This is a genomic window from Falsiroseomonas sp. (assembly GCF_041690465.1).
GTDB lineage: Bacteria > Pseudomonadota > Alphaproteobacteria > Acetobacterales > Acetobacteraceae > Falsiroseomonas.
The window spans coordinates 1-12927 of record NZ_JAWLHG010000078.1; the positions used below are offsets into that span (position 1 = coordinate 1).

The following is a 12927-nucleotide window of genomic DNA, read 5'->3' on the forward strand; positions in this document are numbered from 1 at the left end:
GCCTCCGGAAAGCTCCGGCGCCGTTTCACGCCTTCCGACATCGTCACCTCCAGGCTCTTCAGCCTATCTGAGGTGTCCACTCAAACGGGGTAGGCCCAACTTCGCGGGGGGAGGATCAGTCCAGCTCGGCAATCCGCGGCTCGCAGGCAACGCTGGAACGACCGCAGAGGACCCGCGCCGTATGATCGGGGCAGTGGCCGATGGGATCTATCAACCGCAATCAATTGGCAGCATCAGGCTCGAATGAAACCATGGCGATGAACGCTTCGCCAGGCCGGGCAGGCGCAATCACCACCGGCGGGGGCTTGCCGGGCGGAAGCGGGCGCTGATCCGCAAGCGCGGACAACCAGGCGCCATACTCCAGCACAAATTGCGGTAGTGAAACGGCCGGATCCGGGATTGGCACGATGCCCGCGGGGTCGATCAGATGGAATCCCGGCTCTCGGCCTGGTTCGGCCCTGATCATCACGACATTGGTCTTCCCTGCCACGGCCCCAAAGCTCCGGCCAAGTCCCGGCTCCGCGCTTCTCCGGAGTCGCGTTGGCGACATCATCCCGGATCCTGCTCCGCTAGAGCCCTTTGCGGCGATCCCCGCATCTCCGTCACGCCCGGAACTTCGGAGCCCCGGCCTTGGCCACGCCGGGCGCACCGCGATCAAGGCCGTCGCGATCATCGTGCAGCGGGCGCATCCTTGCGAGGCCACTTGAGCACTAGTCCACAACGCACGCCCTGGCGCATGCGGCAGCGTGGCGATATTGCACGGGGCTGCGCTGCAGCCTCTCCGCCTCCGATGGGAAGCACGGCGACATGGCCACATCGTCCGCTCCGAACGGCTCCTCGGATCGCCATCGCCGCCGTGAAACCGCACTCAAGGGCACACGCCGCGACGGCCGTAGGATGTCCCGCGGGCGCACCACACCAGCCATGCCGGCCGCGGCCAGCCTTGCTCCCGGCAGCAGGTCCATCTCCGCGCGGACTAGGACCGAATAGCACCATGCGCCATCGGGAGGGCGCTTGAGCACAGTGCCTCCTGCAAGTCACGATCATCAGACTTCGCCTACAGCTCTCACGGTGAGCTCCCAGGCAGATGCACCATGGACAGAGGTTGGAAGAGATGAGCGAGGAAGGCGCACCCCGACCCGATCGGCGGCGCAAGCAGGCCGGCGATGCCCAGGCGCCCCCCGCCGGCGATTCGGTCGGCAGGAAGCGACAGCAGGCCGTCCTCCCCTTCCTGCCGCCGCGCGGCGGCGAAGGGTGCACGGCGTGCGATGGCGGGGACCTGACCGCAGGGCTGCCGATGTAGGGGGAACACCCGATGAGCTACACATATGAGACTTCGACGAGCAGCCTGAAGTCCACGTCAACCTCCAGCGGAACGTCGTTGGGAGAGACCACGACCACTGACTCGCTGACCATCACGGTGGCCATCGAGACCTCCACGCCCGACGATTCCGAGGGGCTGGCGGGGACCCTGGGAGGAGAGGCGCTTGCCGTCGGTGACGACACCTTCACCTTCGGCAGCATCACCGCCGAGGCTGACGGAGATGGCTATGTCTCCGAGATCGACGGCTCGGTCACCATGACGGCCGCCGCCGAGGCGTCCGGCGATGACGTGCTCTACGTCTCGGCGGACACCTTCGCGGCGACCTCTGACGGGACGGAAGCAAGCTTCACCTACACGGAGGACAGCAGCAGCACGTCGCAGACCACCACGGACAGCACGGCGACGGTGTCCTCCACGACGACGCTCTCCGCCTTCAACATCGAATCGAGCGAGACCGAAACCGAACTCTCGACCTCGACCGGGTCGACCGACCCGGACTGGACCTTCGACACGGTCGAGGAGACGGATCTCGACGGCAACCTGGCCATCCTGGAATTCGATGCACAGGCCTATGGCGACGAGACCTACGTTTCCGCCGACGGCTTCGTTCTGGCGGTGGAGGACGAGCTGTCGCTGTCCGCAGGCTACGTGGATATCGCGATCGCGTAGTACTCGCCGGCACGAAGGCGGCGGCGCCCAGTCTGATGCGCTGCCCGCGGGCTTCAAACGACCGCGTCATTGCATCCCCTAATTCAGCGATATAAGAAATTTACCAACGAAAATTCGATCTAGTTCTGTTGAATTCTTGCGGTTTATATCGCTTGAAACATATCTTCGGTCCTGCCCGTAACACGTTATTGGGGCGTGTCCCGGGCAGAAAAGAAGGGAGCACAGGCTATGACCGACACTTACAACGAGTTCGAATTCGAGAAGGAAGTCGACATCAAGGTCGATGTCGACTTCGACTTTGATGTGGATATCGAACTGGATAAGGACGTCGATATCGACATCAAGGTCGATTCCGACGTCGACCTCGATGGGAACTTCGCCAGCGCTACCTTCAGCGCCGAAGCCATTGGCGACGAAACCGTCGCTGAGGCCGATGTCCACGTCCTGGTCATCGAAGGCGAACTGTCGAGCGTCGACGGCGTCCTGATGGCCGCGACCGATAGCGATTACTTCTGGTAACAAGCTTTCCCGGCCTGCAGGGGCCGGCACTAGGCTTGCGGCACCGGGCTCCATCCTCCTGCCACCGAGATCCCGGCGCGCCGAAGGAGACGGACATGCCCATCACGTTGGGCCCGCCTTGAGCGCGATGTGGCAGAGTGCCGCGTGCGGGCCCCGGGGATCCATCCCCGGGGCTTCCTGCGTACGGCCCGCCGCACCATCGCCGCGGTGCCCCGTCGCGCGACCTCCGGGCCAAGCGCCCGTCGTGGGGTGCCAGCGATCACGCCCCGGTCCCGCCGGCACGCCGGCAGCAGCCATCATCCGGAGCCAATCATGGCGATGCGCATCGAGGCCATCACCACCATGCATACGCTGGAGCGGCTTCGCCAAGCCTGGGACGCCGTCTACGACAGCGATGGCGAAGCGCAGTTCTTCCTGTCCTGGCCGTGGATGTCGAACCGGCTGCGCAGCCTCTCCACCCCCTGGATCGTGCTTGCGGCGAGGGCGGAGGCGGATCCCGCACCCTGCGTCGCCTTCCTCCCGCTCAGCATCCGCACCCTGCGCAACGGCGACGGCCCGCAGCGCGAGTTGCGGACCGCGGGGAGCCCCGTCGCGGACTACACCGGATTCATCTGCAGGCCGGAGCACGAAGGGCCCGCACTCGCCGCCTTCGCAGAGGCGCTGCGACGACTGCGGCAGCGCCTGCTCTGGAACCGGTTGAACCTGGCCGGCCTCCGCACCTCGGAGCGAAGGCTGCAGCCCTTCCTCTCAGCCTTCGCCCGCGCCGGCTTCGAGCTGACGGGGCGGCGCGGCGACAACGGCGACGGCGTGGACAACGCGGTCTGCCCCTACGTGGCGCTACCCGGCGATTGGGACGGTTATCTTGCGGCGGCGGTCGGCGCCTCCACGCGCCAGAGGATCAGGCGCTTCCTCCGGCGCATCGAAGGCTCCCGCGAACTCAGCATCACCGAGGCCAGGCCGGAGACGATCGAAGCGGACATCGAGGCGCTTCTCCGCATGTGGCAGACGCAATGGGCGGAGCGGAAGCAGGGCGGGGCGGAGCGGATCCGCGTCCAGACCTCCGCGATGCTGATGCGCTGCTTCGAGGATGGATCCCTGTTCCTGCCGACGCTGCGGTGGAACGGCACGCCGGTCGGCGCCCTCGCCATCCTGGTGGACCCGGTGAAGCGGTCCTACCTGTTCTACATCGGCGGGCGCGACCCGTCCTTCACCAGCCTGCCGCCAGGCTTCTGCCTGCACGCCTTCGCCATCCGCCACGCCATCGAGCGCGGCTTCGCCACCTACGACTTCCTGCGTGGCGACGAGCCGTACAAATTCCTGTTCGGCGCGCAGCGGCATCCGATCAGGACGATCATCGTGCGGGCACGGACGGAGCGCATGGCCGGAATCGCGCACGCACCGTCGACGGCGGCCCTGGGACTAGATCCGAAGTAGTTCAGCCTTCCTCGTGCTGGCGCAGTTCGGGTGGCCGCCTAGGCTCGGGTGCAGGACAACGAACGCGCGGACTCCCTCGCGCGGCGGAGCACCTCAAGCAGGATCGCAGCCCATGCCCATCGTGAACCTCACCGAGAAGAACGACACATATCGCTCTTCCACCACCGGCAGCTTCACCATCAACGGGCTCGGGGGAGACGACTACATCTCCATCACCACCTCCTCGTTCAGGGGGGCGGATCTCGGCGACACCCTCGACGGCGGCGACGGCAACGACCAGTTGCGCGCGAGCTTCACGCACGACGTACTCTACGGCCGGGCGGGCAACGACAAGCTCATGGGCGGCGACGGAAACGACTCCATGGCCGGGGAGGACGGCGACGACCTCCTCGATGGCGGGGGTGGGAACGACGTGATGCTTGGTGGCGCCGGACAGGACACGCTGCTGGGCGGCTTCGGCAACGAGACCCTCGACGGCGGCGAGGGCAACGACCTCATCAGCACCTCGCTCGGCGATCACGTCGTCTATGGCCGCGGCGGGGATGACGTGGTCGCCGCATCGAGCGGCAAGGACTACGTGCTCGGCGGCGACGGCAACGACGAGCTGACGCTCGGAAGTGGCAACGACTTTGGCGATGGCGAGGCCGGCAACGACAAGATCTTCGCCGGTGCTGGCGACGACACCATTGTGGGCGGCGACGGGGACGACGTGCTCGACGGCGGTGACGGCGTGGATTCGGCGCGCTACGATGGCGCCGCGGCTGGTGTGGCGGTGGACCTGAGGGTGACCGTCGCGCAGAACACGCTCGGCGCCGGCGTGGACACGCTGACCTCCATCGAGAAACTCTACGGCTCAGCCCACAACGACACGCTCACGGGCAACGACCTGGCGAACCTGCTGGACGGCGCGGAAGGCGCCGATGCCCTGTTCGGCATGGGGGGCAACGATCTCCTGCTCGGCTGGGGCGGCAACGATTCCGTCTCAGGCGGCGACGGCAACGACCAGATCGACGGCGGCGAGGGGAGTGACCTCCTGGTTGGTGGCGCCGGCACCGACACGCTGCTCGGTGGCGCGGGGAACGACGTCATCAACGGCGACAGCGGGAACGACGAGCTGGCCACCGACGGGGCGGATGCTATCGACGGCCAGGCCGGTGACGACGTGCTGCTGGGGCGCGGCGGTTCGGACAGCCTGTTCGGCGGCGACGGCAACGACCAGCTCTCCGGCGGTAGCGGCGGCGACCAGCTCCTCGGCGGCGCCGGGAACGACACGGTGGATGGCGGCGCGGACAACGACAGCATCAACGGCGGGAGCGGCACCGACAGGCTGCTCGGTGATCTCGGCAACGACATCCTCGAGACGGGCGGCGGGCTCTTGGATCTCGTGCTCGGCGGTGCCGGCGATGACCGTCTGGTCAACACCGGTGGCGGCAACGCATCCGCGGATGTGCTCAATGACCGCAGCGGCTATCACAACCTTCTTGGAGAGGCCGGGGACGATTCCTTCGCTATCCTGAGGGGCTTCTCATACATCCGGGACTGGCAGGCCGGCGAAGAGATCGCGGTGGACGATCTGATCCTGAGCGGCGGCTTCGCGCCCGCCGTGACGCTCTCGAGCGGCGGCTTCCTGTATGCGAGGGTCTTCGGCGGCACGGTGGGGGCAGACGGACGGACCACCGTCTCCAGCATCACCTATGTCAACACCGGCGTCTCGGCCAGCAGCGCGAACGCCGTGGCGACGGCGAACGCTGTCCTCAACGATCAGATAAAGCCGTTCGACCTCATCGAATACAGCCCCCTCGGCTGAGCTTCGCTGCGCCGGGAAGCCGCGCTTCCCGGCGCTGTGCCCGCGCCGGTGATCCTCGCCAGGTTCTGTGTGCGGAGCTGGTGTCGGTGGCGTCCCCGCCGGCTGACGATGCCGGCGGGGACGCCGCGCGTCAGAGCGACCAGTCCACCGCCGCCGTGGCCAGGACCGTGGACTGGGAAAGCCCGTCGTCCAGGGCGAGCACATGCGAGTCGACGTCGGCCAGCGTTTCCGGACCCTCCGCATTCACGTCGAACTCCGCCAGCGCCAGGTTTCCGTCGATGTCGACGTAAGCCTCCGACAGCTCCTTCGACTTCTCCTTGTAGGAGATCTTGGGCTCCTTTTCCTTGTCGCTGTCCGTCACCTTGATGGTGGTGACGGAGTAGCTGTAGGAAACGCCATCCTCTTCAAAGGTCGTCTCTGTCGTCCTGATCTTCACCTTGTCGGCCTCGGTGCTGTAGGCGGAGGTGAAGGCCGTTGTGTCGGCATTGCCGTCCTCCCCCGCCTCCGCGACCGCGAGCGCGGTGACTTCTCCCGTCGCCTTGACCTTCGTCTGCCCGTTGGTCTTGGTCGTGACGGAGAGGTCCACGCTCACATAGGACAGCGTGTCCCCGCCGGTGCCGTAGGCGTCGCCTTCCAGGAAGACGGCCGTGCCGCTGTCCCCCGCCGTCGTCTTCTTCGCCATGCCGCATCCCTCATCGATGGTTGCACTCTCGTGGACGGCTCACGACTCCTCCTGGCCGTCCGTCTCTCCTTCCGCGGCCATCCGCCCCGCGAGGAGCGCCAGCTGCGTCCGGTTGGTCGCCCCCAGCTTCAGCAGCACGTTGTGCACATGCACCTTGACCGTCGGCTCCCGCAGGCCGAGGGCGCGCGCAATGTGCTTGTTGCTGAGGCCCTCGCGCAGGAGCTGAAGCACCGCGGTCTCCCGCGGTGTCAGGGCGACCTGGCTCGTCTTCACCCGCCCCGGAAGGCCGGGCACGGGCTCCGCCAGCGGGGCGGCTGGCGCGGCTGTGGCGAGTCCCTCCAGCAGCGGCCTGGCAGGCACGAAGACGCCGCCCGCCGCGATGAAGCGCAGCACCATCGCGACGTGTCGCCCTTCAAGGCTGGTCGGGACATACCCGCTGAGGCCGCTGGCGATCGCGTGCAGGATGTCCTCGGCCTCGACGCCGTCGGAGAGCGCCGCGATCGGCGTGGCGGGCATGGCTTCGCGGGCCATGGCGATGCTCTCCGCCAGGCGCGCATCCGCGGCGTCCAGGCCGCCCATGCTGAGGAAGATCACCACCGGCCCGGCCGGCCTCGGCAGCCCCGACAGCTCGGCAGGGCTGCCGAGGCGGGTCACCCGCATCAATCGGTCCGCTCTCTCGAGCGCACGCGCCAGTGCCTCTCGCGTCCATGCCCGCTCATCCACGAGAAGAACGGCGGTGCGCCTGCCGTCCCCGGCGGGCCTTGGCACCGGCGCCCCTGGCGTGCGCTGCCTCGTGCTGGCCATGCCGCCGCCGGTCCCGGCAGCTTCCTCGCCGGATGGGTGGTCAAGGATCTTGCGGCCATCGTTCATCGGTCCCCCGGATGCCGGCGAGAGTGGCGCCATGGCATGGCCGTCGATACCCGCCCGGCTCGCCACGTCCGCAATGTGGCCCGCGGCACGTCAGCCCTCCTCCGCCGGGGGCACCGAGGGGTCCGCCGCCCCTTCCTGCATGCCCGTGCCGCGCGCCTGGGAAATGCCGCAGCGATGCGCCAGCAGAGCGGCCTGTGTGCGGTTGGCGACACCGAGGCGACGTATGATCTGCCGGACATGGATCTTGACGGTCGTCTCCTCCATCAGGAGGCGCTGGGCGATGTCCTTGTTCGTGCAGCCATCGGCCAGCGCGCGCAGCACCTCGAGCTGCCGTGGGGCGAGTCGATCGGTGAGGCCGCTGGCCGCCGCCTGCGGGCCGGGCACCTGGGGCATTGTTCGCGGCGCCGGGCCGGTGCGTTGCGTCATCAGCACGTCGGCCGGGAAGTACATGTTTCCGGCCAGCACGATGCGCAGCGCCTCGATGGCCAGGCGGGGTTCCTCGCTGGTGAGGATGTAGCCGCGGGCGCCATGTCGGAAGGCCGCGACCACGTCCTCCAGTTCCGCGCGGTCCGACAGGATGATGACCGGGGCGGAGCCGAGCGCCTGCCTGATGCGAAGCACGTCGCCCCGCCACGGCTCGTCGGCGACGGAGTGCGCGCCCGTGCACAGCAGCACGGAACCCGGCACTCGAAGTCCGGCGGCAGCTTCCAGCAGGCTGCCGACGCTCGCGAAGGCGCGCAGGGGCACGCGAAGGTACGAGCGCAGGAGCGAGAGCGTGCACTCGCGGCGCAGGTCCATCGCATCGACGAGCGCGATGGGGCCCCGCAAGTCTGGCAGCAGTGTTGAAGCCTGCGTATCCGGATGCTGCTTCGTGACGCGAAGCCGTGCTTGGCGCTGAGACGGGACTGGCTGCAGTGCGCCGGGGGTGAGGAGATCCGCTTTGTCCGACACGTCTCCCGCTCCCAGCCTTCCACTCATGACGATGTAGATGCGCGAGCAGCGAAGCCGCCCCGGCATCCGGATCTCGGCACGCCTTCGCTCCGATCGGGAGAACTGTGGCGGCGGGCAAGCCCGGCCTCGGGGAGACGCGGCGCGACCGATCCCGCAGAACACCACGTTCGTTTCACGGCGGAATTCACTGCGTTGAATGAAGTGAAATGCAGATTAACCTGAAGATACAATCGGTGTGCATTCGAGTTCGCTGCAAAAATGATTTTTCGAATATATCGGCCGACTCGAGCTGTGGATTTCAAATAGAAGTGAAGCGCAATACATTCGCGCATTTCGGCTAAATTGTCGCGTGGATGGATACCGAGGTAGGTGACAAACGTCGCTTCCGTGACACTCCCCGAGGCTGGCGGTATCCCCGGGACGCGTCAGCGATCGGCGTGCACCCCGAGCAGTTCGTCGCGCCGCTCGCGGTCGGTGCGGTAGCAGACGCAGGCTGCGGCCTCCAGGCCGCCGCGGTCCGCGATGGCGATCCAGCCGCGCGCGTGGCGGATCAGTCCCGCTGCCTTGAACCCGCTCAATACGCTGTTCACCACGGGTCGACGCGCGGCGATCATTGCCGACATATACTCCTGCGTGAGCGGAAAGGTCTCGCCGACCCGATCCTGCACCGCGAGCAGCCACCGTGCGGCGCGAGGCTCCACTGGATGGACGGCGTTGCAGGCCGCGTTGATCGAGACGTGAAGGAGGGCGGCCGCGGCGTGCCGGTGCACAAGCTCACGCAGGCCCTTGCTGACCTCGTACTGCGCGGCGAAGGCAGCAACCGGGATCCGGTACGCATGCCCGGGTATCTGGACGACGGCGCGGACGGAGGCTCGCGTCTCGCCCAGCAGTGCAGTCAAGCCGACGGCAGTCTCCGAGCCAACGATGCCGACCTCGACGCGCTTGCCGTCAGGCAGTTCGAGCATCAACGAAACGAGTCCCGATGCGGGAAAGATGAGGTCGTCGATCGGCGTTCGCGGAATCAGCATGGTCTCGCCGAATGCGAGCTCGATTGGCACGAGCTCGTGCTCCAGTGCCGCCAAGTCCTCACCGCTCATTGCCGCAAAGAATCGGTTGAGGGCCTTTCCGGGTGGGCGCTGCCTTGCAGGCATTCCAACCTCGCTAGCCGATGCACACCATAAGCCGCGAGCACTGTGAATGTTCCAATGGCGAGGCCCAAAGCCGGCCCGTGACTGGCTGGCCAAGCGCCCGCGATGGCACGTCCACTTCACGCCCACAGGCGCGTCGCCGACCCAAAGCCCTTCCGCTCGACCAAGTCCGCCGACGACATCCTCGCCGCCATCCAACGATTCTGCCTCCGTACCCATCAGATCGGAGGAACTACGGAATCAGGACACCAGTCGACTTTCAGTTGCCGATATGCGGGCCGGAGAAGTTACAGCTGCTGCGGACCTCGCATGTCGCGCTGAAGCGCCAGCGCGTACCCGCCGGGGCCTCCCGTGGGGCAGCACCCGTCCGGTCGAGCGGGCCACCGCGGAAGCGGAGGTTGCTTGATGCGCGGCGCTTCGCGCCGGCGGCGCGCTGCAGCCCCGCATCACCCGGCCGCCGGGCAGGCGTCTCGACCTGGTTGACCGGCTTGCGGCCAGTGCGGACAGTAGGGGCGCACTCGAAACCATAGGGGAGCAGAACCGGTGACCTGGTCCGCCCCCTCGGGGCCTTGATGGACAGCGCCACGCAGCGCGCTCGTTTGCCCGGCTGGCCGCTCGCCGGGCATGCGCCGCGCCGCGGCGGGTCACGCTGAGTTCCGGCTGCTACGTGCGATGGACCGACTCACCGCGCTTCGCCTGTTCCTGCGCGCCGTGGAGGCCGGCAGCATTTCCGGCGCGGGGCGTGGCCTCGGGCTGTCCTCCACCGCCGCCTCACGCGGGCTGCAGGAGCTGGAGGCGGAGCTCGGCGTCCGGCTGCTCGGCCGCACCACGCGCCATCTCTCCCCCACGGAAGCCGGCGAAGCGTTCTACCGCCGCCTCGCGCCCCTGCTCGGGGAGCTCGATGCCGCGCTCGGCGAGGCGCGCGAGCTGCAGGACCGTCCGCGCGGGATGCTGCGCGTGCTCGCCCGCCGCTCCTTCGCCCTGCTGCACGTCGTCCCCACCCTCCCCGGCTTCCTCGCCGCCTTCCCCGAGGTGAAGCTCGACCTGTCGCTGACGGAACTGCCGGACATCGCGCCGACGAACGGCGTGGACCTCGTCATCCGGCTCGGCCTGCCGGCGGAGAAGTCCGTCGTCGGGCACCGGCTTGCGACGGCGCGCCGCATCCTCTGCGCGAGTCCCGCCTATCTCGCGCGGCGCGGGGTGCCGGCCGCGCCGGAGGAGCTCAGGAGCCATGACTGCCTCGGCTACCGCCGCGAGGCGGAGCCGGCGGTCTGGGTCTTCGAGCCTGCGCGCGGGCGCCAGGCCGTCGAGGTCACCGGCCCGCTGCGCTCCAACAGCGGCGAGGTGCTGCGCCAGGCGGCGGTGGACGGGCTCGGGCTCGTGCTGCTGCCCGAATGGATGGTGGGGGCCGATGTTGCCGCCGGGAAGCTGGTCGCCTGCCTGCCCGGCACCCCGGCGCATCCCGCGGGATACGAGGCGGAGATCTACGCCGTGCACGCCCGCGCGGCGCCGCTGCCGGCGAAGGTCACCGTCTTCCTCGCGCATCTCCAGGCCGGGCTGGCGACCGAATGATCCCGCAAGGCGGGAAGGTCTTTTGCGGAATCATCCGCTTCTCGCCCATGCCGGGCAAGTGGCAGGCTGACGCGTCAGGAGAGGAAACGCGCCCATGCCGACCATCGAGTCCCTGCACGCGCTGTTCGCCGCCCGTGTCACCGGCCTCGACCTGCGTCGCGGCCTCTCCGCCGACGAGGCCGCGGCGGTGTGCGAGGCGCTCGACCGCCATTCGGTGCTGGTCTTCCCGGGCCAGGACATCGACGACGAGGCCCAGCTCGCCTTCAGCCGCGCAATCGGCCCGCTGGAGGTGACGCGCGCCGGCGCGAGCGGCGCGGGGGGCTACCTGCTGGTGCTGACCAATATCGGGCCGGACGGGCGTATCGCGCCGCCGACCGACCGGCAGGTGCTGAACAATCTCGCCAACCGGCTCTGGCACGCCGACAGCTCCTTCAAGTCGGTGCCGGCGCGCGCCTCGCTGCTCTCTGCGCGCGAGATCCCGCGCGAGGGCGCGGACACCGAGTTCGCCTCCATGCGTGCCGCCTGGGCGGAGATGCCGGAGCGGCTGAAGGCGCGGCTGCGCGGCCAGGTCGCGGTGCACGATTTCGGCTGGTCGCGTTCGCTCGTCGCGCCGGAGCTGGTAACCGCGGCCGAGCGCGCCGACTGGCCGCCGGTGCGCCAGCCCGTCGTGCTGGGCGGCCCGCTTGGAGAGGCGCTCTATCTGGGCGCCCATGCCCGCACCATCGAGGGCATGGCGGAGGAGGAAGCGCGCGCCCTGATCGAGGAAGCGATGGAATTCGCCACCCAGCCGCGGTTCGTCCACGCGCATCGCTGGCGGCGGCACGACCTCGTGCTTTGGGACAACCGCGCCGTGCTGCACCGCGCCACGCCCTTCCGCAGCACGGCGGAGCGGCGCCACATGGTGCGCACCACCATCGCCGGCCAAGGGCCGCTGCTCGCGACTGCCGCCGCCGCCGAATGATCGCGGAGAGCATCGAGGGCGAGTGGGACTACGTCATCGTCGGCGCCGGCTCGGCGGGCTGCGTGCTGGCGAACCGGCTGACCGAGGATGGCCGCGCGCGCGTGCTGCTGCTGGAGGCGGGCGGGCCGGACCGGCACCCCTGGCTGCATGTGCCGGCGGGGTTCCTCAAGACCTTCCGCGACCCGCGCTTCAACTGGTGCTTCGAGACGGAGCCCGGCCCGGGCGTGGACGGGCGCGCGATCTTCTTTCCCGCAAGGTGCTGGGCGGGTCCTCGGCGATCAACGGCCATCTCTGGGTGCGCGGCCAGGCGCGCGACTTCGACGGCTGGGCGCAGCGCGGCTGCCTCGGCTGGTCCCATGCCGACGCCCTGCCCTATTTCCGCCGGGCCGAGGACCGCAGCACCGGCGCCGATGCCTGGCGGGGCGCGGGCGGGCCGCAGCACGTCTCCGACATCCATGCGCGTCACCCGATCTGCGAGGCCTTCCTGGCCGGCGCGGCGGAGCTCGGCCTGCCGCGCAACCCCGACTACAACGGCGCGTCGCAGGAAGGCCTGTTCTACTACCAGCGCAGCATCCGCGCCGGGCGGCGGATGAGCGCGGCGCGGTCCTACCTGCACCCTGCGCTGCGCCGCCCCAACCTGCGCGTCGAGACGCATGCGCATGCGCTGCGGCTTGAGGTCGAGGGACGGCGGGTGACCGGCGTGCTGTTCCGCCAGCACGGGCGCTTGCGCCGCGCGCCGGCCCTGCGCGAGGTGCTGCTCGCCGCCGGCGCCATCGGCTCGCCCCACCTGCTGCAGCTCTCGGGCATCGGCGATGCAGCACACCTGCAGGGCATCGGCGTCCCGGTGCTGCACCACCTGCCCGGCGTCGGCGACGGGTTGCAGGACCACTATGGGCCTACCCCGTTTGAGTGGACACCTCAGATAGGCTGAAGAGCCTGGAGGTGACGATGTCGGAAGGCGTGAAACGGCGCCGGAGCTTTCCGGAGGCG

General features: G+C 68.7%; 12 protein-coding genes. 7 read left to right on the top strand and 5 right to left on the bottom strand.

Translation table 11 applies throughout. The annotated features are described in order from the left end of the window. Positions 1-220: 220 nt before the first annotated feature. A complete protein-coding gene (locus ACESM1_RS29485; RefSeq protein WP_372624824.1) occupies positions 221-490 on the bottom strand; it encodes a hypothetical protein in 270 nt (89 codons plus the stop codon). Between the two features lie 891 nt (positions 491-1381). Between ACESM1_RS29485 and ACESM1_RS29490 the strand changes: the two genes are divergently transcribed. From ACESM1_RS29490 to ACESM1_RS29505, 4 genes are all read left to right on the top strand, one after another. Then, entirely contained in the window at positions 1382-1993 is a 612-nt protein-coding gene (locus ACESM1_RS29490; RefSeq protein WP_372624826.1) for a hypothetical protein, read from the top strand. A 228-nt stretch (positions 1994-2221) separates the two neighbouring features. Next, positions 2222-2512 (top strand): hypothetical protein, encoded by a 291-nt coding sequence (locus ACESM1_RS29495; RefSeq protein ID WP_372624828.1) that lies wholly within the window; start codon positions 2222-2224, stop codon positions 2510-2512. Positions 2513-2824: 312 nt separating this feature from the next. Further along, complete coding sequence (locus ACESM1_RS29500; RefSeq protein WP_372624830.1) at positions 2825-3946, top strand: GNAT family N-acetyltransferase; 1122 nt, start codon at positions 2825-2827, stop codon at positions 3944-3946. A gap of 112 nt (positions 3947-4058) precedes the next feature. Beyond that, complete coding sequence (locus ACESM1_RS29505) at positions 4059-5753, top strand: calcium-binding protein (protein ID WP_372624832.1); 1695 nt, start codon at positions 4059-4061, stop codon at positions 5751-5753. A gap of 130 nt (positions 5754-5883) precedes the next feature. Here ACESM1_RS29505 and ACESM1_RS29510 read toward each other — a convergent pair whose 3' ends face one another. The 4 genes from ACESM1_RS29510 to ACESM1_RS29525 form a co-directional block, all read right to left on the bottom strand. Next, the gene (locus ACESM1_RS29510) at positions 5884-6435 is read right to left on the bottom strand and encodes a hypothetical protein (protein ID WP_372624834.1); all 552 of its coding nucleotides are present in this window, start codon (positions 6433-6435) and stop codon (positions 5884-5886) included. 39 nt (positions 6436-6474) lie between these two features. Further along, complete coding sequence (locus ACESM1_RS29515) at positions 6475-7095, bottom strand: helix-turn-helix transcriptional regulator (RefSeq protein WP_372624836.1); 621 nt, start codon at positions 7093-7095, stop codon at positions 6475-6477. A gap of 300 nt (positions 7096-7395) precedes the next feature. Further along, the gene (locus tag ACESM1_RS29520) at positions 7396-8256 is read right to left on the bottom strand and encodes a LuxR C-terminal-related transcriptional regulator (RefSeq protein ID WP_372624838.1); all 861 of its coding nucleotides are present in this window, start codon (positions 8254-8256) and stop codon (positions 7396-7398) included. Between the two features lie 425 nt (positions 8257-8681). Then, the gene (locus ACESM1_RS29525; protein WP_372624840.1) at positions 8682-9338 is read right to left on the bottom strand and encodes a Crp/Fnr family transcriptional regulator; all 657 of its coding nucleotides are present in this window, start codon (positions 9336-9338) and stop codon (positions 8682-8684) included. 738 nt (positions 9339-10076) lie between these two features. Between ACESM1_RS29525 and ACESM1_RS29530 the strand changes: the two genes are divergently transcribed. From ACESM1_RS29530 to ACESM1_RS29540, 3 genes are all read left to right on the top strand, one after another. Continuing rightward, positions 10077-10976, top strand: a complete 900-nt coding sequence (locus ACESM1_RS29530) for a LysR family transcriptional regulator (protein WP_372624842.1) — start codon at positions 10077-10079, stop codon at positions 10974-10976. Between the two features lie 94 nt (positions 10977-11070). Then, entirely contained in the window at positions 11071-11937 is an 867-nt protein-coding gene (locus ACESM1_RS29535; protein WP_372624844.1) for a TauD/TfdA dioxygenase family protein, read from the top strand. A gap of 196 nt (positions 11938-12133) precedes the next feature. Beyond that, on the top strand, positions 12134-12868 hold the full coding sequence (locus ACESM1_RS29540) for a GMC family oxidoreductase (RefSeq protein WP_372624846.1): 735 nt from the start codon (positions 12134-12136) through the stop codon (positions 12866-12868). The last annotated feature ends 59 nt before the right edge of the window (positions 12869-12927 follow it).

Coding starts and splice junctions, on each gene's coding strand:
- ACESM1_RS29505 (WP_372624832.1), top strand. CDS start 4,059: ATGCCCATCGTGAACCTCACCGAGAAGAACGACACATATCGCTCTTCC.
- ACESM1_RS29535 (WP_372624844.1), top strand. CDS start 11,071: ATGCCGACCATCGAGTCCCTGCACGCGCTGTTCGCCGCCCGTGTCACC.
- ACESM1_RS29500 (WP_372624830.1), top strand. CDS start 2,825: ATGGCGATGCGCATCGAGGCCATCACCACCATGCATACGCTGGAGCGG.
- ACESM1_RS29515 (WP_372624836.1), bottom strand. CDS start 7,095: ATGCGGGTGACCCGCCTCGGCAGCCCTGCCGAGCTGTCGGGGCTGCCG.
- ACESM1_RS29510 (WP_372624834.1), bottom strand. CDS start 6,435: ATGGCGAAGAAGACGACGGCGGGGGACAGCGGCACGGCCGTCTTCCTG.
- ACESM1_RS29530 (WP_372624842.1), top strand. CDS start 10,077: ATGGACCGACTCACCGCGCTTCGCCTGTTCCTGCGCGCCGTGGAGGCC.
- ACESM1_RS29495 (WP_372624828.1), top strand. CDS start 2,222: ATGACCGACACTTACAACGAGTTCGAATTCGAGAAGGAAGTCGACATC.